Source organism: Caulobacter sp. FG7 (assembly GCF_057808875.1).
This window is the reverse complement of sequence record NZ_JBMDIW010000021.1, coordinates 55,982-75,260: the sequence shown is the minus strand read 5'-3', so window position 1 is coordinate 75,260 and position 19,279 is coordinate 55,982. Positions and strand designations below refer to the sequence as shown.

Below are 19,279 nucleotides of genomic sequence, written 5' to 3'. Positions count from 1 at the left end.
CTATGTCGATGAAGAAACTCATGCTCGCCGCGAGCGCGATGATTTGCGTCGCCGTTCCGGTCGAGGCGTTCGCTCAAGCCAAGCCGACCAAGGCCCAGCAGATGCAGACCCAGGCCCAGGCCGAAGTGCCGCGCTGCACCCGCAAGCTGGGCACCCTGTCGATCATCGACGGCGACGATCCGCGCGGCTGGACCCAGTATAATCTGGCCTCGCCGCAGAAGCTGCTGCGCGCCATCGTCCAGAAGTCGGGTTGCTTCAACCTGGTCGACCGGGGCGCGGGCCTGAACGCCGCCCAGATCGAACGCAACATCGGCGGCAACCTCGGCCTGCAGCGCGGCTCCAACGTCGGCCAGGGCCAGATCAAGGCGGCCGACTACGTGCTGGTGGCCGAAGTTCAGGCCAGCGACAGCAACGCCGGCGGCGGCGCGGTGGCCGGCGCCATCGGCGGCCTGATCGGCGGTCGCGCCGGCGGCCTGATCGGCGGCATCAAGACCAAGAAGCTGGAAGCCAACACCGTCCTGTCGCTGACCAACGTCCGCACCACCGAGACCGTGGCCGTCCAGGAAGGCTATGCGGTGAAGAACGACATCGGCTGGGGCGCGGGCGGCGGCATCGGCTTCGCTGGCGCGGTTGGCGGCGGCTACGAAGACACCGAGATCGGCCGCATCATCACCCTGGCCTTCATCAACAGCTACTCCAAGATGGTCGGCGAACTGGGCCTGGTGGGCGACAGCGCCCAGGCCGCCCAGGCGGCTCCGACCAAGTCCTTCGTGGCCACCCGCGTCGTCAACATGCGCGCCACCCCGGTCGCCGCCGGCAAGCTGATCCGCGCCCTGCCCGCCGGTTCGATCGTCTACCCGACCGGCAAGAAGCAGGAGCTGTGGTGGGAAGTCGCCGACGAGAACGACAACGTCGGCTGGGTGCTGAACACCGGCCTGGAACCGGGCAAGTAAGGCTCTCCGCCACCTGAACGAGAACGCCCCGCCGGCTCGCCGCGCGGGGCGTTTTTCGTCGTGCCAAGAAGCTGCATGCACCAACAATCACGCAACTGCCTTGAACAGCGAGGCATTCTGAATTTAGTCCACACCCCCTGTTTACGACTCGGCAACTACTGTGAATCACCAGCGGCAATCCGGGGGACACCATGTATGACGCTGAAGCGCCTATCGCGCGCGACACCACTCAGCGGCAAACCGATGGAACGAGCTTTCGCGGTGCCGCCATGAACATCCACACCCCTCTTCGCCACAACCATACTAGCGACCACGCCGAGTGGCAGTACCTGGATCTCCTCCAGGACATCCTCGACAACGGCGTCCAGCGCGGCGATCGCACCGGCACCGGCACCCTGGGCGTCTTCGGCCGCCAGATCCGCTTTGATCTGGCCAAGGGCTTCCCGGTCCTGACCACCAAAAAGCTGCACCTGCGTTCGATCATCATCGAGCTTCTGTGGTTCCTGAAGGGCGAGACCAACATCGCCTGGCTCAAGGACAACGGCGTGCGCATCTGGGACGAGTGGGCCGACGAGAACGGCGAACTCGGCCCGGTCTACGGCAAGCAGTGGCGCTCGTGGGCGGCGCCCAACGGCCAGTCGATCGACCAGATCGTCAATCTGGTCGAGGGCCTGAAGACCAACCCCAACAGCCGCCGCCATATCGTGTCGGCCTGGAACCCGGCCGACGTCGAGGACATGGCCCTGCCGCCCTGCCACTGCCTGTTCCAGTTCTTCGTGGCGGATGGAAAACTATCCTGCCAGCTCTACCAGCGCAGCGCCGACGTGTTTCTGGGCGTGCCGTTCAACATCGCCAGCTACGCCCTGCTGACCCTGATGGTGGCCAAGGTCGTCGGTCTCGAGCCGGGCGAGTTCGTGCACACCTTCGGCGACGCCCACCTCTATCTGAACCACCTCGACCAGGCCCGCGAGCAGCTGACCCGCGAGCCCTATGCCTTCCCGACGATGAAGATCGCCGACAAGACCGACCTCTTCGCCTTCGAGTACGAGGACTTCGCGCTGGAAGGCTACGAGGCTCATCCGCATATCAAGGCGGCGGTCTCGGTCTGACCTTCCGCTAGCGACGGCGGGCCGCTAAGACTCGCCGTCATGACCGCCCCCATCCTCACCGTCGGCCCAGTGGCCCGCTCGCTCAACGGCGTCATCGGCCGCGACAACGACCTGCCCTGGCGACTGAAGTCGGATCTTCAGATGTTCAAGGCCGCCACCCTGGGCAAACCGGTGATCATGGGTCGCAAGACCTGGGACAGCCTGCCCAGGAAGCCCCTGCCCGGCCGCCTCAACATCGTGCTGACCCGCGACCACAAGTTCGAGGCCGAGGGCGCGGTGGTCTGCGACACCTGGTCCGAAGCCGTGCAGATCGGCAAGGAGCAGGCGGCCGAGGACGGCGTCGAGGAGGTCTGCGTGATCGGCGGCGCGGCCCTGTTCGAGCTCGCCCTGCCCCGCGCCAGGCGCATCTACGTCACCGAGGTGCAGGCGGAAGTTCAGGGCGACGTCGCCTTCCCCGCCTTCGACGAAAGCGCCTGGACCGAGGTGCGCCGCGAGGAGCGCCCCGCCGGCGAAGGCGACGACTTCCCGTTCGTGTTCCGCGTGCTGGAACGCAAGTGAGCGCCCTGCTGGCCGCCTTCGTCCTGGCCCAGGCGGCGTCAGCAACGCCGCCGCCGGCCGACGCGCGCCAGCACGCCCGCGACAAGGCCGCCGAGATCGTCGTCCTGCAGGTCACGCACGTGGGCGTGCCGCGCGGCGTGCGCGGCAATTGTTTCGTGGCTGCCACCGTGGTTCGCGCCGAACCGGGCGTGAAGCTGAAGGTCGGTCGCAATCTTCGGCTCTCGGTTCCCTGCTCGGCGCCCGGCGCCAGCGGCTCGGATGTAGAGCATGGGGTCGACCAGGCCGCCCTGCAGCGCTCCAGCTACGGCCGCGCCTTCTTCGACGAGCGGCTGAAGCTGATCGCCTACGACCTCTTCGACCTGAACTGAGCGCGGAGCCCCGCATGAGCGCCTGGACCGACCGCCGGCTGATCGACCTGCTGGGGATCGCCGCCCCAGTCCTCCAGGCCCCGATGGCCGGCGCCACCACCCCGGCCATGGCCATCGGCGCGGCGCGCGGCGGCGGCCTGGGTTCGCTGGCCTGCGCCCAATACACGCCCGACCAGGCCCGGGCCGCTATCGCCGAGTTCCGCGCCGCCGTCGACGCGCCCCTGAACCTGAACTTCTTCGCCCACACGCCGCCCGAGGCCGATCCAGCCAGGATGCTGGCCTGGCGGGCGCGTCTGGCGCCCTACTATGTCGAGGCCGGCCTCGACCCCGCCCCGCCGCCGCCGACAGGCGGTCGCGCCCCGTTCGACCAGGCCTTCTGCGCCCTGGTCGAGGACCTGCGGCCGCAGGTGGTCAGCTTCCACTTCGGCCTGCCGCAGGCCGCTCTGCTGGCGCGGGTCAAGGCCACCGGCGCGAAGATCCTGTCCTCGGCAACCACCGTCGCCGAGGCCGTCTGGCTCGAAGCCAACGGCGTCGACGCCGTCATCGCCATGGGCGCCGAGGCCGGCGGCCACCGCGCCACCTTCCTCCCGGGCTACGGCGAGGCCATCGACAACCGCCTGGACACCGCCAGCCAGCCCGGGCTCTTTTCCCTGCTGCCGCAGGTGGTTGCGACCGTCTCGGTGCCGGTGATCGCCGCAGGCGGCATAGCCGAGGCGCGCGGCGTCGCGGCCGCCCGGGCCCTGGGCGCGGCCGGAGTGCAGGTCGGCACGGCCTACCTCTTCACGCCCGAGGCCAAGATCCCGCCGGCCCATCGCGCGGCGCTCGACGCGGCCCGCGACGACAACACCATGATCACCGACGTCTTCACCGGCCGTCCGGCCCGAGGCGTCGCCAACCGGCTGATGCGCGAGGTCGGCCCGATCGGTGGCCCGGTCGTGCCGCCCTTTCCGCTGGCGGGCGGCGCGCTCGTTCCCCTGCGCCAGGACGGCGCGAACAGTGACTTCACCAACCTCTGGGCCGGCCAGTCGGCCCGCCTGGCGCCACGCGGCCTCAGCGCCGAAGACCTGACCCGGCTGCTCGCTGACGCCTGAGCAGGTTGCGGACCAGTTCAAACGATCGTTTACTCCGCCTCCAGGCGTCCAGAGAGACGCCCATCAAGCGTGACAGCCGAAAGTGTGAGCGGTTTCGGCGCCCGTCACGCGCAAGGAAATGGGAGCGAGACGACATGGACCTGACCCTCGTCGCCGAAGGCCTGCAGTTTCCCGAGGGCCCGGTCGCCATGGCCGACGGCTCGGTGCTGCTGGTCGAGATCCAGCGCCAGACCCTGACGCGGATCACGCCGGACGGAAAGCGCGAGACGGTCGCCGAACTGCCCGGCGGGCCCAATGGCGCGGCGATCGGCCCGGACGGCGCGGTCTATGTCACCAACAACGGCGGCAGCTTCCAGTTCTTCGACATGGGCGGGCTGAACATCCCCGGCCCCACCCCCGCCGGCTACGAGGGCGGCTCGATCCAACGGGTGGACCTGGCAAGCGGCGCCGTGACCACGCTTTACGAAGCCTGCGACGGCAAGCGCCTGGTCGGGCCCAACGACCTCGTCTTCGACCGCCAGGGCGGCTTCTGGTTCACCGACCATGGCTGCTCGACGCCGGATGGCCGCAGGTACGGGGCGCTCTATTACGCCAGGGCCGACGGCAGCCACATCGTGCGCCTGCGCGACCACCTGATCTCGCCCAACGGCGTGGGCCTGTCTCCGGCCGAGGACGTCGTCTATGTGGCCGACACCATGCTGGGACGCCTGTGGGCCTTCGATGTCGTCGCGCCCGGCGAACTGGCCCCGCCGGCGCCGCTGCAGCCCGGCCGGGTGATCTGCAACCTGCCAGGCTACCAGCTGCTCGACAGCCTGGCGGTCGAAGCCGACGGACGGGTATGCGTGGCGACGATCATCAACGGCGGGATCACGGCCTTTTCGCCGGACGGTTCGACCGAGCACGTCGCCGTGCCGGACGTGATCACCACCAACATCTGCTTCGGCGGGGCCGACATGCGGGACGTGTGGATCACGGCGTCAGGTACGGGCAAGCTGTGGCGCGGTCGCTGGGACCGGCCGGGGCTGAAGCTGAACTTCAATGCATGAGCCCCTCCCCCAGAGGGGGGAGGTGTCGAAGGCGACGGAGGGGGAAGCGAGAACGCTTCAGCCACCGAGAAAGCTGAAAACGCCCCCCCCCTTCCGGCCCTCCGGGCCACCTCCCCCAGAGGGGGAGGATCTTTCCCGACGCCTTCGCCAACCAGATGCTCCCCATCTGGGGGAGCTGTCGCGAAGCGACTGAGGGGGATCGCCCTCAGTAAAGAACCCCCAGCGCCTCGCGCGAGAAGCTCTTCAACTCGTCGTTCCGTCCCTCGCGGATCTTCACGACCCACTCGGGATCCTGCAGCAGCGCGCGACCCACGCCGACCAGGTCGAACTCGCCGCGGTCCAGGCGCTCGAGCAGGCCGTCGATCGAGGCCGGCTGGCTGCCCTCGCCGCCGAAGGCCGCGATGAACTCGCCCGACAGGCCTACCGAACCGACGGTGATGGTCGGCGCTCCGGTCAGCTTCTTGGTCCAGCCGGCGAAGTTCAGGTCGGATCCCTCGAACTCCGGCTCCCAGAACCGGCGTTGCGAGCAGTGGAAGATGTCGGCGCCGGCGTCGGCCAGCGGCTGCAGCCAGGCTTCCAGGGCCTGCGGCGTCTCGGCGTTCTTCACCGCATAGTCCTGCTGCTTCCACTGCGACAGGCGGATGATCACCGGATAGTCGGGGCCCACGGCGGCGCGGACCGCCTTGAGGATCTCGGCGGCGAAGGCGCTGCGCTCGGCGATGGTCGGCCCGCCGAAGGCGTCACCGCGCAGGTTGGTGCCGTTCCAGAAGAACTGATCGATCAGGTAGCCGTGGGCGCCGTGCAGTTCGATCGCGTCGAAGCCCAGGCGCTTGGCGTCGGCTGCGGCCGTGGCGAAGGCGGCGATGGTGTCGGCGATCTCGGCGTCGGTCATCGGTTCGGTGAACGGCGAGCCGCCGGCCTTGGACACGCCCGAGGGGCTGTCGATCTTGCCCAGCACGTCCTTCCCCTTGGCCGAGCCCACGTGCCACAGCTGCGGCGCGATCAGGCCGCCGGCGGCGTGAACGTCGTCGACGACCTTCTTCCAGGCCGCCAGTTCCTTCTCGCCATGGAAACGGGGGATGTTGGCGTCGTTGAGCGAAGCGGCCCGGGCCACGCCCGTACCCTCGGTGACGATCAGCCCGACCAGGGCCGCCGCGCGGCGGGCGTAGTAGGCGGCCACGTCGTCGGTGGCCACGCCGCCGGGCGAGAACGAGCGGGTCATCGGCGCCATCACCACCCGGTTGGGCAGCTTCAGCGACTTGAATTCGAAGGGCTTGAAGAGGGCGTCGAGGGCCATGGGGGCGCTCCGGGAGGCGGGAAGTTTCGGCGACAAGTTAAACGGTCGTTTTCAGCCCGACGCCATGCAGAAAAACTGCAACGGTTGCGGTTATCCGGCACAGGTCGGGGGACTTGAAAACGCCCCCTATTCCACCGCGTCGAGATATTCGATCTCGGGACGGCCGGCCATGAACGGCGCCATGGCCGCGCCGGCGGCCTTGAAATAGTCGGTCCCGCCATGGTGCTTGAGGGCGTCGGCCGAGGCGTAGAGCTCCAGCACCTTGTAGGCGCCCGCCTCGGTCTTCGACCTGGTCAGCTGGTAGACGATTGCGCCGGGTTCGTTGGCTTTCACCTTGGCCGAAAGGTCGAGGAACACGGCCTCGAACTCGGCCGTCTTGTCCGGCTGCACCTTCAGGCTCGCTACCACGCCGATCATGCTCATCCTCCCAACATTTGTTTGAATGTAAGGTTGGACGACGACGGGCGGCGAAGGCAAGCGTTTTGACGCCCCTTTCCCACAAAGGGGCCAGACCCTGAGCTTGACCGCATGCTGTGGTTTTTCGATCGCTGGAAGCGCCTGGCCTCGCGCATAGACGAGATCGCCCGGCTATTGCGCGCGCATGGAGAGCCGTCCTGGGCCAGCGACTTGCAAGAGATGGCCCAGCGCGTGCGGAGACGTGACTATTACGGCCTGAACCGGTTCCTCCGCTGCTTTGGAGGGCCTGGGACGCTGAACGATCTCGTGCTGATGAGGAATGATGGAAGGCTGCCCCGAGCCAACGCGCGGTTGCGGCGACTGATATCGAAGGCCTCGGCCCGGGCGTCACGCCTCAAGCGCGACATTGACCGGCCTCACGACCGATAGCCGGGAAGCCTACCGCCGCTCGTTCCAGCCGTAGGCGACCCAGGAGTGGCCCCCGACGTTGCGGGCCTCGATCAGGTTGGGATCGGCCGAAGCCTTGGCGCGGGCCTGGCGACGGCCGCGCAGGGCGAAGGCGGCCAGGCCGAGAAGCGCGGTGGCCATGAAGCCGACGACCACCAGAGTCGCGGCGAACACCACCGCCACGATGGCGGCCACCGAGACCGCGATCGCCGTGGCCACGCCGCCGACCACCGCGGCCAGACCGCGCCAAGCCGAAGAGTGCGTCGCGCCGATGTTCGCGCCCAGGGTCATGGTCATCGTCGTCCTCGATCGGCGCCGGGGCGCCCAGAATCTCCGTCCTCGTCCCTTAGGTTGGCTCTGGAGGTCTGAACGTCAACTGAACACCCATTGGGTTCAATCACAAAGACTTTTCCGTTCAACCCGCGGCGGCCAGCCCGAGTTCCCGGCGCTCGCGCATGACGGTGCTGAAAGCCGCGTTGATCGCCGCAGCCTTGGCCTCGGCCACCTCGATGAACTCGGCCGGCAGGCCCCGGGCCCGGGCGCGGTCAGGGTGGGCGTCCGACAGGGCCGACTTCCAGGCTTTGCGCACCACCTCGTCCTCGGCGTCGGCCGGCACGTCGAGGATCACGTAGGGATCGTCCGCGCCCGCGCCCAGGTGGGTGGCGCTGAGACGGCGGAAGGCCAGCGGCGACAGGCCGAACAGCTCGGCCACCCGCTCCAGGTAGTCGAGCTCGTCCTGGGTCACCGCGCCGTCGGCCTTGGCGATGTGGAACAGGCCGTCGAGCACGTCCTCCAGCAGTTGCGGGCACGAGCGGTAGCGCTTGGCCAGCCGCTTGGCGTAGCTCTCGAAGCCGTGCGTGGTCTGGCGGGCCAGGTCGTACAGGCGATGGATGTTCTGCTCGGAGGCCGGGTCCGGATGGAAGACCTGCGAGAAGGCCTCGAACTCGTGGCCGTCGGCGCTGCCGTCGGCCTTGGCGAGCTTGGCGCCCAGCGCCGTGACGGCGGTCGAGAACGCGGGATCCTGCCCCGGCGGGCCCGGGGGACATTCAGCGCATTCCGCCAGGTCCAGCCGACGGGCCGCGATGCTTGCGATGTTGCGCCAGAAGGTCATGCGGGAATTCTAATGTCGGCGGGTCTCGGAAGATACGGATCCGGACAGCGCCAGGATGCCGCACCGGAAGGGCCTTCTAGCATACGCATCGCACGCGACCCACCCGGCGAATGCTGCATCGCACATGTAAACTTGTTCAGAATTGCCGTCATCTTCGGAGCCATCCGGCGTCTGCGTCGTTATGGCTGAGCTTGGCGCGCGACTTTGACCATTCGGCGCCATGCTGAGGTCCCAATGCGGCCCGAAATGATCTAGTCAGCTCTACTGACGCTACCGAAAAGGATTCCCGGCCGTATGGCGACCGCCCTTCTCTTCGCTCTCGCCCTGATGGCGCAGGACGCGCCCGTGACCACCGCCGCCCCTCCCCCGCGCACCCAGCCGGCCGCCACGCCGCCGACCGACGAGTACGGCTACATCGCCTGGTGCTACGGCGCGCTCAGCGGTTATGTCGACCTGTACGACAAGGTCATGCCCGAGGTGACGCGGATCGAGAAGGCCTTCCCGGGCCCCGACGGCGCGGCCGCGGCGCTGAAGGAGTATCCGGCGATGCGCATCCAGGCGCGCTCGGACCTGAAGGCCTACGCCTCGGCTATCACCGCCGCTGAAAAGGCCAGCCCGCGCCCGATCTCGGAGTACGGCGCCGGCGCCATGAAGAAGGGCCGCTCGATCTGGGGCGGCTCGGAAGCCATCGACAAGGCCCGCCTGGCGCAGGTGTGGATGAGTTGGTCGCCGCCCGGCGACTGCGAGACCCGCGCCAAGACCCTCGAGACCAAGTCCAACCTGCTGGGCCAGGCCCTGAACTACAACGTCAAGAGCGCCCTGCCGGTCGAACCCGAAGCCGCGCCGGCGCCCGAACCGGAAGCCGCTCCGCCCCCGCCGCCCGCCGAGACGCCCGCCCCGGCCAAGATCGAGGCCTCGGCCCCGGCCGCCCCCGCGCCCAAGCCCGCCGTTCAGAAGCCGGTCGCCAAGCCGGCGGCGAAGCCCGCCTCCACGGCCGCCAAGCCCCTGGCGCCGATCGGCTCGACCCCGGCCAAGCTGCCGGCCAGCCGCGAGATCATCATCGATCCGGCCAATCCCCAGGCGTGCGCCGGCAACCTCGTCCCCGCCAAGCGCGGCGGCAAGGACGTGCTGATCTGCAAGCCGGACTGAGCGGAGAAGGCCCCCTCCGGCCCTCCGGGCCACCTCCCCCAAGAGGGGAGGATCTGAAGCACCAAGATGCTCCCCCTCTGGGGGAGCTGTCGCGGAGCGACTGAGGGGGCCGCCGCCAGGCGGTCCTCACAGGCGGTCTTCACGGCGCAGTCGGCAGGACCCCGCTGCGCGCAAGGCCCGCGTACCAGCCGTAAGAGGCCTTGGGCTTGCGCTCACCGCTCGTGCGGTCGTGGCTGACTAGGCCGAACTTCGAGCGATAGCCCAGCGCCCATTCCCAGTTGTCGACCAGGCACCAGGCGAAGAAGCCCTTCACCGGCGAGCCGGCCTCCATCGCGCCCTTCACGGCCTGCAGGTGACGACGCAGGAAGGCGATGCGGAAGGTGTCGGCCTGGATCGCCCTGCCGTCGCCGAACGGATCCGAGCAGCCGTTCTCGGTAACGAAGACCGGCGGATTGCCATACTCGGTGCGTAAGCGCGTCAGCACCTCCAGCAGGCCCGACGGATCGATGTGCCGACCGAAGGCGTCCAGCTCCGCCCCACGCGGCGGATCGGCCGGCTTGATCCGCCCCGGCGACAGCGGCGCCAGGCGCATATAGGCCGGCGCGTAGTAGTTCACGCCCATGAAGTCGACCCGCTGGCGAATGGTCGAGAGGTCCTCCGAGCGCACCCGGTCGCCCAGGAACTCGTCCATCTGGTCGGGATACTCGCCCTTCAGCAGCGGATCGAGCCAGGCGCGGTTCCACAGCGCGTCGAGGCCATCCGAGGCCAGCCGGTTCCAGAACGCCAGGCCGCCGCCGGCCGGCCGGCAGGGCTGCAACGCCAGGGTCGTGCCGATCGACAGGTCGCCGTGCGCGGCGCGCAGGGCCTGGATCGCCATCCCCTGTCCCAGGTTCATGTGGTGCGTGACCGGGCCCAGCAGGGCCACGTCCTTCAGCCCCGGCGCGTGCTCGCCGGTGACGTGGCCGAACACGGTGTGCACCGCCGGCTCGTTCAGCACGATGATCTTCTTGAGCCGGTCGCCCAGCCGCTCGCCGATCAGGGCGGCGTAGTCGGCGAAGGCCTTGGCGCTGTCGCGCGCGGCCCAGCCGCCGCGATCCTGGATCGCCTGCGGCAGGTCCCAGTGGAATAGCGTGGCGTAGGGCGTGACGCCCTTCTCCAGCAGTCGGTCGACCAGGCGGCTGTAGTGGTCGACGCCGGCCTGGGCGACGGCCCCCGCTCCGGTCGGCAGCACCCGCGACCACGAGATCGAGAAGCGATAGGCCCCCATCCCCGCCCCGGCCACCAGGTCGGCATCCTCGGCCCAGCGGCGATAGCTGTCGGTGGCGACCTTGGCGGTCGAGCCGTCGATGATCTTGCCCGGCTGATCCTGGAATACGTCCCAGACGCTCGGCCCGCGCCCGTCGGCCGTCGGCGAGCCCTCGGTCTGGAAGGCCGCGCTGGCCGTGCCCCAGACGAAGTCCTTGGGAAAGTCCCGCGACTTCGGTTTCACCTCGCCGCCCTTGGGCCCGGCGCATCCCGCCAGCCCGGCCGCCGTTCCCCCGACCGCCAGTGCGCCCAGCGCACGGCGGCTCATGCCCCTCTTATCCATCGCCCCACTCCCCCAGGGTCGTTCGTTGGGGAGAGGATGACCTGAAAGCGCAGGGCTTGGCCAGAGCAGCCAGATCCTCCCCCTTCAGGGGGAGGATTTCGGTCCTTAAGCCGCCTCGCCCCGCGCCCGGGCCAGCGGGTCGTAGTTGAGGATCGGCGAAAGCCAGCGCTCGGTCGTGGCCAGGTCCCAGCCCTTGCGACGGGCGTAGTCCTCGACCTGGTCGAAGTCGATCTTGCCGACCCCGAAATAGTGGCTTTGCGGATGGCTGAAATAGAGGCCCGAGACGGCCGCGCCGGGGCTCATGGCGAAGCTCTCGGTCAGGGCCATGCCGGTGGCGGCCTCGGCGTCGAGCAGGCGGAACAGCGTGCCCTTTTCGGTGTGGTCGGGCTGGGCCGGATAGCCGGGGGCCGGGCGAATGCCCTGGTACTTCTCGGCGATCAGGCGCTCGGCGTCGAAGCCCTCGTCGGGCGCATAGCCCCACAGCTCGACGCGCGCCTTGTGGTGCAGCCACTCGGCGAAGGCTTCGGCAAGACGGTCCGCGAGCGCGGAAGCCATGATCGCGCTGTAGTCGTCGCCGGCGTCCTTGAACCGCTTGACGATCTCGTCCTCGCCATGGCCGGCGGTGACGGCGAAACCGCCGACATAGTCGGCCGGACCGCCCACCGGGGCGACGAAGTCCGACAGGGCCAGATTCGCCTTGCCCTCGCCCGGGCCCTTGTCGATCTGCTGGCGCAGGGTGTGCAGGCGGGCGATCTCGACCGTGCGGGTCTCGTCGGAATAGAGAACCACGTCGTCCTCGACCGCCTGGGCCGGCCAGAAGCCGATCACGCCCTTGGCCCCGAACCACTTCTCGGCGATGACCTTGTCGAGCATGGCCCGGGCGTCGCGATAGAGGTCGCGGGCGGCCTCGCCGACCACGTCGTCTTCCAGGATCTGCGGATAGCGGCCGATCAGCTCCCAGCTGGCGAAGAACGGCGACCAGTCGATGAACGGCTCCAGCTCGGCCAGGCTCGGCTCGAAGGTGCGCGCGCCGGTGAACAGCGGCTTGGGCGGCGTGTAGCCCTTCCAGTCGATGGCGTACTTGCGCTTGCGGGCTTCGCCGATGGCCGTGCGGGCCTTGATTGTCTGGCCGCGGGCGTATTGCTCGCGCACCTTGACGTACTCGGCGCGGGTGTCGGCCGTCACGCGGTCCTTCTCGGTCGGCGACAGCAGCGAGGAGACCACGCCGACCGCCCGGCTGGCGTCGACGACATAGGTGGTCGGGCCACGGCGATAGGCCGGCTCGATCTTCACCGCCGTGTGGGTGCGGCTGGTGGTGGCGCCGCCGATCAGCAGCGGGATGTCGAAGCCCTGGCGCTCCATCTCGGCGGCGACGAACACCATCTCGTCCAGCGACGGGGTGATCAGGCCCGACAGGCCGATCATGTCGACCTCGTGCTTTCTCGCCTCTTCGAGGATGCGGTCGGCGGGCACCATGACGCCCAGGTCGACGACCTCGTAGTTGTTGCACTGCAGGACGACGCCGACGATGTTCTTGCCGATGTCGTGGACGTCGCCCTTGACGGTGGCCATCAGCACCTTGCCGGCGGCCCTGCGCTCCTGGCCTTCCTTCTCGGCTTCCATGAACGGCATCAGCCAGGCCACGGCCTGCTTCATGACGCGGGCCGACTTGACCACCTGGGGCAGGAACATCTTGCCCGCGCCGAACAGGTCGCCGACGACGTTCATGCCGTCCATCAGCGGGCCTTCGATGACGTGCAGCGGACGTTCGGCCGCCAGGCGCGCCTCCTCGGTGTCGGCCTCGATGAACTCGGTGACGCCATTGACCAGGGCGTGGGTGATGCGCTCGCCCACCGTGCCCTCGCGCCAGGCCAGATTGACCTGCTGGGCCGCGCCCTTCTCGCCCTTGTAGCCCGGCGCCATGTCGACCAGGCGCTCGGTGTTGGAGACATTTGTGCGCTGCGGGCGGTTGAGGATCACGTCCTCGACGGCCTCGCGCAGGACGGGGTCGATGTCGTCATAGACCGGCAGGTCGCCGGCGTTGACGATGCCCATGTCCATGCCGGCGTTGATGGCGTGGTACAGGAACACCGAGTGGATCGCCCGGCGCACCGGCTCGTTGCCGCGGAAGCTGAACGACACGTTCGACACCCCGCCCGAGATCCGGGCGTGCGGGCAGCGAGCCTTGATCTCGCGCGTGCCCTCGATGAAGTCGACGGCGTAGTTGTCGTGCTCCTCGATCCCCGTCGCCACGGCGAAGATGTTGGGATCGAAGATGATGTCTTCCGGCGGGAAGCCGACCTTGTTCACCAGGATATCGTAGGCCTTGGTGCAGATCTCGACCTTGCGGGCGGCGGTGTCGGCCTGGCCGACCTCGTCGAAGGCCATGACCACCACGGCCGCGCCGTAGCGCAGGCACAGCTTGGCCTGGTCGATGAACTTGGCCTCGCCTTCCTTCATCGAGATCGAGTTGACGATCGCCTTGCCCTGCACGCACTTCAGGCCGGCCTCGATCACCTCCCACTTGGAGCTGTCGATCATCACCGGCACGCGGGCGATGTCGGGCTCGGCCGCCATCAGGTTCAGGAAGGTGATCATCGCCTGCTCGGAGTCGAGCAGGCCTTCGTCCATGTTGACGTCGATGACCTGGGCGCCGGCCTCGACCTGCTGGCGGGCGACCGACAGGGCCTCGGGGAAGTTGCCCTCGACGATCAGCTTCTTGAACTTGGCCGAACCGGTGACGTTGGTCCGCTCGCCGATGTTGACGAAGACAGGTCTCATTGGGATGCGCTCAGGATAGTCTGCAGGCTGGCGATGTGGGTCAGCCACGCATCGTGCGCGTCGCCTTCCTGCCAGAGTTCGTCGATTTCGGAAGCGGGGGCGACCACGCGGGCCAGGGCCGTGCGGGCCAGGCGAACGAGGCCCTCGGGCGGCGCGCCCAGGGCGTCCCTGAGGCCGCGCTGGTCCTCGGGCAGCACCGCGACGTCGCCGACGCAGGCCGCGACGATCGCCGCGGCGGCCACGGCCATCTCGCCCTCGGGCGCTTCCAGATAGCCCGCGGCCTTGGTCACGTGCTCGAGGATGCGCACCACGGTGCGCCAGTCGGGCGCCTCGGCAAGGTCTTCGATGAAGTCGGCCGCCTCGTCGTTGTCGAACGGTCCGTTGTCCCAGGCGCCCATGATCAGGCCGCCGTCACGGTTTGCTTGGCGCGAGCCTCGGCCAGGGCCAACTGCCCGCGCAGGAACTCGCCGAACTCGATCCCCTGGGCCTTAAGCGCCTTGGGATAAAGCGACGAGGCCGTCAGGCCCGGCAGGGTGTTGGTTTCCAGATAGACGAGGCCATGCTCGGAGACGATGAAGTCCGAACGCGAATAGCCGCGGCAACCCAAAGCCTTGTGGGCCTTCAGGGCCTGGTCCTGCAGGGCGGCGTTGACCTCCGGCGCGAAGGTGGCCGGGCAGATCTCGACCGTGTCCTTGGCCAGATACTTGGACTTGTAGTCGAACTTGCCGGCCGACGGACGGATCTCCACCGGCGGCAGGGCGATCAGTTCGCCGCCGGCCAGTTCCAGCACGCCGCAGGTCGATTCCAGGCCCTTGACGAAGGGCTCGATGACATAGGGCATCTCCTTGGCCGCCTCGGCGACGGCCGCCAGGTCGGCGGGACCATCGACGAAGATCAGGCCATAGCTCGAACCGTCCTCGGCCGGCTTGGCGATCAGCCGACCATACTCGGCCAGGGCCCCTTCGGCGCCCTCCAGAAAGATGCTCTCGGGAACCGAGACGCCTGCCCTGCCGACGACTTCCTTGGCCAGGATCTTACCGAAGGCCAGGCGGCTGGCCTTCGAGCCCGAACCGGTGAAGGCCACGCCCTTGGCTTCGCACAGCGCCTGCAAACCGCCGTCCTCGGCGAAACCGCCGTGCAGGCTCAGCAGCAGCACGCGGTCCTCACGGGCGGCGACGTCCAGCGCCGCCTCGATGTCGCCGATAGGCGCGCCTTCGGTCGGCAGATCCAGTTCGAAAGGACGCTCATGGCCCAGAAGCGCGCCCTGGCTGGCGACATAGACCCAGCCGTCCGGAGCCCAGAACCAAAGGTCGGCTTCCGGCAGGGTTCGTGACAGGCCCTGGGCGCTGGCCACGGCCACGAGACGCTCGCGACTGGGGCCGCCGAAAAGGATGGTGGTGCGCATCGTCTCGTACTCGATCAGGCCAGTTCGAAGGGTTCCAGGCCGGCAAGGCGCATGGCCTTCGGGCGCTCAGGAATAGCGCGAGGCGCGACGCCGCGCACCTCGTCCGCCACGTGGCGGATGTGGTCGGGGGTGGTGCCGCAGCAGCCGCCCAGGATGTTGACCAGACCGTCCTTGGCCCATTCGTGCAGGGCGTGGCCGGTCTCGTGCGGCTCCTCGTCGTACTCGCCCATGGCGTTGGGCAGGCCGGCGTTGGGATAGGCCGCGACCAGGGTGTCGGCGATGCGGGCCATCTCGGCGATGTGCGGGCGCATCAGATCAGCGCCCAGGGCGCAGTTGAACCCGACGGCGAACGGCTTGGCGTGCTTGATCGAGTTCCAGAACGCCTCGGCCGTCTGGCCCGACAGGGTGCGGCCCGAACGGTCGGTGATGGTGCCGCTGATCCAGATCGGCAGTTCCTCGTGGCCTTCGTCGCGCCAGTCGAGGATCGCCTTGATGGCGGCCTTGCAGTTGAGGGTGTCGGTGATGGTCTCGATCAGGAACAGGTCGACCCCGCCCTGGTACAGGGCGTCCACCTGCTGGCGGTAGGCCTGGTAGACCTGGTCGAAGGTGACCTTGCGCGCGCCCGGGTCGTTCACGTCCGACGACATCGACAGCATCACGTTCAACGGGCCGATCGAGCCGGCGATGAACTTCGGGCGGTCGGGGTTCTCCGCGTTCCAGCGGTCGGCGACCTGGCGGCCGATCTTCGCGCCTTCCAGGTTGATGTCCCAGACGTCCTGTTCGCCCAGGCGGTAGTCGGCCTGGGCGATGGTGGTGCCCGAGAAGGTGTTGGTCTCGGAGATGTCGGCGCCGGCGGCGAAATAGGCGTCGTGAAGCTCGGCCACGAGATCAGGCCGGGTCAGGCACAGGATGTCGTTGTTGCCCTTCATCTGGCCGTCGAAGTTCGCAAAGCGCTCGGCGCGGTAGTCGGCCTCGGAGAGCTTCTTCTTCTGGAACATCACGCCCCAGGAGCCGTCGAGAATGAGGATGCGCTGCTTGGCGGCGGCCTTGAGGGCGGCGACACGGTTGGCGCGGATCGAAAGGTCGGTCATTTGGCGGCTCCCTGCTGACGCGCCAGTTCCTGGTTGAACCGGGTCTCGTAGCCGTCGACGAAACGGGTCAGCTCCGTCGGATCGATGAAGGCGTCGGCGTCGCCGCGCAGCTGCTTCTGGCGCTTGGCCAAGAGGTCGCCCTGCTCTTCGTGGCTGGGCAGCATCACGTCGGTCGGGATGGCCCGCAGCGCCGCGAAGCTGGCGCGGTAGTCGGCCACGATCGACTTGTGGGTCTTGTTGCCGACCAGCACGTTGCCGGCCACCGACAGCGAGCATGGGAAGGTCACGTTCAGCGGCCGCCCCCTCTCGACCACCTGGGTGGTCCAGCTGGTGCAGCCGATGGTGTGGCCGGGCGTCAGGTGGGCGATCAAGGTCGTGCCGCCCATCTTCAGCTTCTGCTCGTCACCGAAGGCCTTGTCGACCTTCACGGCGGGAAAGGGCGTTGCGCCATTGGCGTTGTCGCCGAAGTGCTGGCCCTTCTCCAGGGCCGGCTTGTCGGCGCGCGAGGCCCAGACCTTGGCGCCGGTGTCGGTCTTCAGCTGGGCCAGGCCCCCTGCGTGGTCGTAGTGGGCGTGGGTGTTGATCAGCACCTTCACGTCCGAAAGCTTGAAGCCCAGCGACTGGATGCTGCGCTCGATCAGCTTGCCGCCCTCGGCCGACGGACCGCCGTCCAGCAGCACGTGGCCTTCCGAGGTCGTGATCAGCCAGGCCGACAGCCCTTCGGAGCCGACATAGTAGATGTTGCCCGCCACCCGGTACGGCTTGATCGGCCGCGTCCAGTTGGCGTTGTCGTCGGCGCGGGCGACGACGCTGGTCGAGGCCAGGCCCAGCGCCAGGGCGAAGACCAGGGCCTTCATGCGGCGGCCTCGTGGGCCGGCGCGGTCTCGCGCACGCCCAGCACCCGGCAGATGGCGTAGACGAGATCGGCGCGGTTCAGCGTGTAGAAGTGGAAGTCGTTGAAGCCCTGCTCCTGCAGCTTGGCGCACATCTCGGCGGCCACCGAGCAGGCGATCAGGCGGCGGGTCTCGGGGTCTTCGTCCAGGCCCTCGAACAGGTTGGCCAGCCACGACGGCACCGAGGTCTGGCACGCCGCCGACATCTTCTTCAGGCCGTTGAAGTTGGTCACCGGCATGATGCCCGGCACGATCGGGATGGTGATGCCGGCGGCGCGGGCCTTGTCGACGAAGCGCAGGAAGGCGTCGATGTCGAAGAAGAACTGGCTGATGCCCAGGGTCGCGCCGGCGTCGACCTTGGCCTTCAGCACGTCGATGTCGTGGTCCAGCGACGGGCTCTCGGGATGCTTTTCGGGATAGACCCCGACCAGCACCTCGAACGGCGCGACACCCCGCAGGGCCGCCGTCAGCTCGGTGGCGTTCTTGTAGCCGTCCTCGCGCGGCACATAGACCCCGCCGATTCCGCCCTCGCCCGGAGGCGGATCGCCGCGCAGCGACACGATGTGGCGCACGCCGATGTTCCAGTAGTCGTGGATCACCTCGTCGACCTCGGCGCGGCTGGCGCCGACGCAGGTCAGGTGGGCGGCCGGCTTCAGGCTGGTCTCGTCGAGGATGCGCTTGACGGTGCGGTGCGTGCGCTCGCGGGTCGAGCCGCCGGCGCCGTAGGTCACCGAGACGAAGGCCGGGTCCAGCGGGGCCAGGCGGGTGATCGCCTCCCACAGGCTGGCTTCCATCTTTTCGGTCTTGGGCGGGAAGAACTCGAACGACACGCGCGGCCGGGCGGCGCCGACCGGGCGCTCGCCGGCGCGGGCCACCGGCCCGATCACGCGACGGGTGGGCGGCAGGGTCATGCGGCAGTCCTTTCGGCGAGGGCCGCGCCGGGGCGCCGGGCGGTCCAGATCTTGACGGTCAGCCCCTCGGCCGTGGTCGGCGGCAGGGCGATGTTGGTTTCGGGCGCCAGGCCCGCGGCCTCGATCCACGGCAGGATCTCGTCGTCGGCGAAGCCCAGACGGCGATGCTGGTGGGCCTCGCGCAGGAACTCGTGGTCGTGCGGGGCGAAGTCGGCGATCAGCAGCAGCCCGCCGGGGGCCACCAGGCGCGCGGCCTCGACCACGGCCGCGGCGGGGTCGCCCAGGTAGTGCAGCACCTGGTGCACCGTCACCAGGTCGGCGCAGCCGCCCGGCAGGCCGGTGTCGAAGATGTCGCCGTGGCGCAGCTCGCAGGCCGTCAGCCCCGCCTTGGCCACCTCGTCACGGGCGATGTTCAGCATCTGCTGCGACAGGTCCAGCCCCAGGGCGTTCAACGCCCGCCCGCCGAGCAGCGTCAGCATGCGGCCCGCGCCCGCGCCCAGGTCGACCATCTCGTCGAAGGGCCCCTCGCCCGTCGCGCGCAGGATGGCCGTCTCGACCTCCTTCTCGTCGACATAGAGCGAGCGGATCTCGTTCCAGCGCGCGGCGTTGCGCGCGAAATAGGCCTGGGCGCCGGCCGAACGCTCGGCGCGCACGGCGGCCAGTTGGCTCGCATCGCCCTGCACCACCGCGTCGTCGACCTGGATCAGCGCCAGGGCCGCGGCGACCACCGCCCCGCCGCCGGACGTGCCGGCCAGGCGATAGAACACCCAGGCACCGTCAGGAAAGCGCTCGACCAGCCCTGCCTCGGCCAGAAGCTTCAGATGGCGGGAAACACGCGGCTGGCTCTGGTCGAGGATCCGGCACAGCTCAAGCACCGAAAGCTCCTCGGCGGCCAGCAGCGCGAGGATGCGCAGACGGGTGCTTTCACCCGCCGCGCGCAGTACGTCGACAACCTGTTCGCTCGCTAGCGCCATAGGGATATAAAGATATCTTTATGTCCGATTTGGCAAGCGAATTCTGTGACGGCGGGGCGCTCCATAACCCGCCGCCCAGAGATAAAAAAG

Annotated in this window: 20 protein-coding genes; 8 read left to right on the top strand and 12 right to left on the bottom strand. The window is 68.7% G+C overall.

The genetic code is table 11. The features are described 5' to 3' along the window. The first annotated feature begins 8 nt into the window (after positions 1-8). From ACODR1_RS17380 to ACODR1_RS17355, 6 genes are all read left to right on the top strand, one after another. Positions 9-953 (top strand): CsgG/HfaB family protein, encoded by a 945-nt coding sequence (locus ACODR1_RS17380; protein ID WP_488881574.1) that lies wholly within the window; start codon positions 9-11, stop codon positions 951-953. Between the two features lie 269 nt (positions 954-1,222). After that, the gene (locus ACODR1_RS17375; RefSeq protein ID WP_488881573.1) at positions 1,223-2,062 is read left to right on the top strand and encodes a thymidylate synthase; all 840 of its coding nucleotides are present in this window, start codon (positions 1,223-1,225) and stop codon (positions 2,060-2,062) included. A 39-nt stretch (positions 2,063-2,101) separates the two neighbouring features. Further along, positions 2,102-2,620 (top strand): dihydrofolate reductase, encoded by a 519-nt coding sequence (locus ACODR1_RS17370; protein WP_488881572.1) that lies wholly within the window; start codon positions 2,102-2,104, stop codon positions 2,618-2,620. Continuing rightward, entirely contained in the window at positions 2,617-2,988 is a 372-nt protein-coding gene (locus ACODR1_RS17365) for a hypothetical protein (protein ID WP_488881571.1), read from the top strand. Before ACODR1_RS17370 ends, ACODR1_RS17365 begins: the two co-directional genes overlap by 4 nt. Positions 2,989-3,002: 14 nt before the next feature. Further along, positions 3,003-4,079 (top strand): NAD(P)H-dependent flavin oxidoreductase, encoded by a 1,077-nt coding sequence (locus tag ACODR1_RS17360; protein ID WP_488881570.1) that lies wholly within the window; start codon positions 3,003-3,005, stop codon positions 4,077-4,079. Positions 4,080-4,213: 134 nt separating this feature from the next. Then, positions 4,214-5,125, top strand: a complete 912-nt coding sequence (locus ACODR1_RS17355) for an SMP-30/gluconolactonase/LRE family protein (RefSeq protein WP_488881569.1) — start codon at positions 4,214-4,216, stop codon at positions 5,123-5,125. Positions 5,126-5,330: 205 nt separating this feature from the next. Here the strand turns inward: ACODR1_RS17355 and ACODR1_RS17350 are convergent, their stop codons facing one another. Then, positions 5,331-6,422, bottom strand: coding sequence for an NADH:flavin oxidoreductase (locus tag ACODR1_RS17350; protein WP_488881568.1), 1,092 nt, complete (start codon positions 6,420-6,422; stop codon positions 5,331-5,333). 126 nt (positions 6,423-6,548) lie between these two features. Next, complete coding sequence (locus ACODR1_RS17345; protein ID WP_488881567.1) at positions 6,549-6,839, bottom strand: putative quinol monooxygenase; 291 nt, start codon at positions 6,837-6,839, stop codon at positions 6,549-6,551. A 111-nt stretch (positions 6,840-6,950) separates the two neighbouring features. On the opposite strand from ACODR1_RS17345, the gene ACODR1_RS17340 reads away from it, so the two are divergent. Next, entirely contained in the window at positions 6,951-7,268 is a 318-nt protein-coding gene (locus tag ACODR1_RS17340; protein WP_488881566.1) for a DUF6966 domain-containing protein, read from the top strand. 9 nt (positions 7,269-7,277) lie between these two features. Here ACODR1_RS17340 and ACODR1_RS17335 read toward each other — a convergent pair whose 3' ends face one another. Both ACODR1_RS17335 and ACODR1_RS17330 read right to left on the bottom strand, forming a co-directional pair. After that, on the bottom strand, positions 7,278-7,577 hold the full coding sequence (locus ACODR1_RS17335; RefSeq protein ID WP_101716627.1) for a hypothetical protein: 300 nt from the start codon (positions 7,575-7,577) through the stop codon (positions 7,278-7,280). Between the two features lie 124 nt (positions 7,578-7,701). Further along, positions 7,702-8,397, bottom strand: a complete 696-nt coding sequence (locus ACODR1_RS17330) for a J domain-containing protein (RefSeq protein WP_116487518.1) — start codon at positions 8,395-8,397, stop codon at positions 7,702-7,704. A 294-nt stretch (positions 8,398-8,691) separates the two neighbouring features. On the opposite strand from ACODR1_RS17330, the gene ACODR1_RS17325 reads away from it, so the two are divergent. Continuing rightward, positions 8,692-9,546: a hypothetical protein gene (locus ACODR1_RS17325; RefSeq protein ID WP_488881565.1), complete on the top strand. Its 855-nt coding sequence runs from the start codon at positions 8,692-8,694 to the stop codon at positions 9,544-9,546. Positions 9,547-9,685: 139 nt separating this feature from the next. On the opposite strand, the gene ACODR1_RS17320 is transcribed toward ACODR1_RS17325, so the two are convergent. The 8 genes from ACODR1_RS17320 to ACODR1_RS17285 form a co-directional block, all read right to left on the bottom strand. After that, positions 9,686-11,134 carry a GH1 family beta-glucosidase gene (locus ACODR1_RS17320; protein ID WP_488881564.1) on the bottom strand — a complete coding sequence of 483 codons (1,449 nt, stop codon included), beginning with the start codon at positions 11,132-11,134 and terminating at the stop codon, positions 9,686-9,688. Positions 11,135-11,239: 105 nt separating this feature from the next. Then, positions 11,240-13,915, bottom strand: coding sequence for a methionine synthase (gene metH, locus ACODR1_RS17315; RefSeq protein WP_488881563.1), 2,676 nt, complete (start codon positions 13,913-13,915; stop codon positions 11,240-11,242). Then, positions 13,912-14,313: a DUF4259 domain-containing protein gene (locus ACODR1_RS17310; RefSeq protein WP_488881562.1), complete on the bottom strand. Its 402-nt coding sequence runs from the start codon at positions 14,311-14,313 to the stop codon at positions 13,912-13,914. The genes metH and ACODR1_RS17310 overlap by 4 nt, the downstream gene beginning before the upstream one ends. Positions 14,314-14,315: 2 nt before the next feature. Continuing rightward, entirely contained in the window at positions 14,316-15,320 is a 1,005-nt protein-coding gene (locus tag ACODR1_RS17305) for a D-alanine--D-alanine ligase family protein (RefSeq protein ID WP_488881561.1), read from the bottom strand. A gap of 14 nt (positions 15,321-15,334) precedes the next feature. Beyond that, positions 15,335-16,411, bottom strand: a complete 1,077-nt coding sequence (locus ACODR1_RS17300) for a homocysteine S-methyltransferase family protein (RefSeq protein ID WP_488881560.1) — start codon at positions 16,409-16,411, stop codon at positions 15,335-15,337. Further along, a complete protein-coding gene (gene blaCAU / locus ACODR1_RS17295; RefSeq protein ID WP_488881559.1) occupies positions 16,408-17,268 on the bottom strand; it encodes a CAU/MBL1b family subclass B3 metallo-beta-lactamase in 861 nt (286 codons plus the stop codon). Before blaCAU ends, ACODR1_RS17300 begins: the two co-directional genes overlap by 4 nt. Next, complete coding sequence (gene metF, locus ACODR1_RS17290) at positions 17,265-18,215, bottom strand: methylenetetrahydrofolate reductase [NAD(P)H] (protein ID WP_488881558.1); 951 nt, start codon at positions 18,213-18,215, stop codon at positions 17,265-17,267. Before metF ends, blaCAU begins: the two co-directional genes overlap by 4 nt. Next, positions 18,212-19,189, bottom strand: a complete 978-nt coding sequence (locus ACODR1_RS17285; protein ID WP_488881557.1) for an ArsR/SmtB family transcription factor — start codon at positions 19,187-19,189, stop codon at positions 18,212-18,214. Before ACODR1_RS17285 ends, metF begins: the two co-directional genes overlap by 4 nt. Positions 19,190-19,279: the final 90 nt, after the last annotated feature.

What these genes read in the sequence shown, in the direction of transcription:
- ACODR1_RS17380 (WP_488881574.1), top strand. Translation starts at nt 9, where the DNA reads ATGAAGAAACTCATGCTCGCCGCGAGCGCGATGATTTGCGTCGCCGTT.
- ACODR1_RS17375 (WP_488881573.1), top strand. Translation starts at nt 1,223, where the DNA reads ATGAACATCCACACCCCTCTTCGCCACAACCATACTAGCGACCACGCC.
- ACODR1_RS17370 (WP_488881572.1), top strand. Translation starts at nt 2,102, where the DNA reads ATGACCGCCCCCATCCTCACCGTCGGCCCAGTGGCCCGCTCGCTCAAC.
- ACODR1_RS17360 (WP_488881570.1), top strand. Translation starts at nt 3,003, where the DNA reads ATGAGCGCCTGGACCGACCGCCGGCTGATCGACCTGCTGGGGATCGCC.
- ACODR1_RS17355 (WP_488881569.1), top strand. Translation starts at nt 4,214, where the DNA reads ATGGACCTGACCCTCGTCGCCGAAGGCCTGCAGTTTCCCGAGGGCCCG.
- ACODR1_RS17350 (WP_488881568.1), bottom strand. Translation starts at nt 6,422, where the DNA reads ATGGCCCTCGACGCCCTCTTCAAGCCCTTCGAATTCAAGTCGCTGAAG.
- ACODR1_RS17345 (WP_488881567.1), bottom strand. Translation starts at nt 6,839, where the DNA reads ATGATCGGCGTGGTAGCGAGCCTGAAGGTGCAGCCGGACAAGACGGCC.
- ACODR1_RS17340 (WP_488881566.1), top strand. Translation starts at nt 6,951, where the DNA reads ATGCTGTGGTTTTTCGATCGCTGGAAGCGCCTGGCCTCGCGCATAGAC.
- ACODR1_RS17335 (WP_101716627.1), bottom strand. Translation starts at nt 7,577, where the DNA reads ATGACCCTGGGCGCGAACATCGGCGCGACGCACTCTTCGGCTTGGCGC.
- ACODR1_RS17330 (WP_116487518.1), bottom strand. Translation starts at nt 8,397, where the DNA reads ATGACCTTCTGGCGCAACATCGCAAGCATCGCGGCCCGTCGGCTGGAC.
- ACODR1_RS17325 (WP_488881565.1), top strand. Translation starts at nt 8,692, where the DNA reads ATGGCGACCGCCCTTCTCTTCGCTCTCGCCCTGATGGCGCAGGACGCG.
- ACODR1_RS17320 (WP_488881564.1), bottom strand. Translation starts at nt 11,134, where the DNA reads ATGGATAAGAGGGGCATGAGCCGCCGTGCGCTGGGCGCACTGGCGGTC.
- metH (WP_488881563.1), bottom strand. Translation starts at nt 13,915, where the DNA reads ATGAGACCTGTCTTCGTCAACATCGGCGAGCGGACCAACGTCACCGGT.
- ACODR1_RS17310 (WP_488881562.1), bottom strand. Translation starts at nt 14,313, where the DNA reads ATGGGCGCCTGGGACAACGGACCGTTCGACAACGACGAGGCGGCCGAC.
- ACODR1_RS17305 (WP_488881561.1), bottom strand. Translation starts at nt 15,320, where the DNA reads ATGCGCACCACCATCCTTTTCGGCGGCCCCAGTCGCGAGCGTCTCGTG.
- ACODR1_RS17300 (WP_488881560.1), bottom strand. Translation starts at nt 16,411, where the DNA reads ATGACCGACCTTTCGATCCGCGCCAACCGTGTCGCCGCCCTCAAGGCC.
- blaCAU (WP_488881559.1), bottom strand. Translation starts at nt 17,268, where the DNA reads ATGAAGGCCCTGGTCTTCGCCCTGGCGCTGGGCCTGGCCTCGACCAGC.
- metF (WP_488881558.1), bottom strand. Translation starts at nt 18,215, where the DNA reads ATGACCCTGCCGCCCACCCGTCGCGTGATCGGGCCGGTGGCCCGCGCC.
- ACODR1_RS17285 (WP_488881557.1), bottom strand. Translation starts at nt 19,189, where the DNA reads ATGGCGCTAGCGAGCGAACAGGTTGTCGACGTACTGCGCGCGGCGGGT.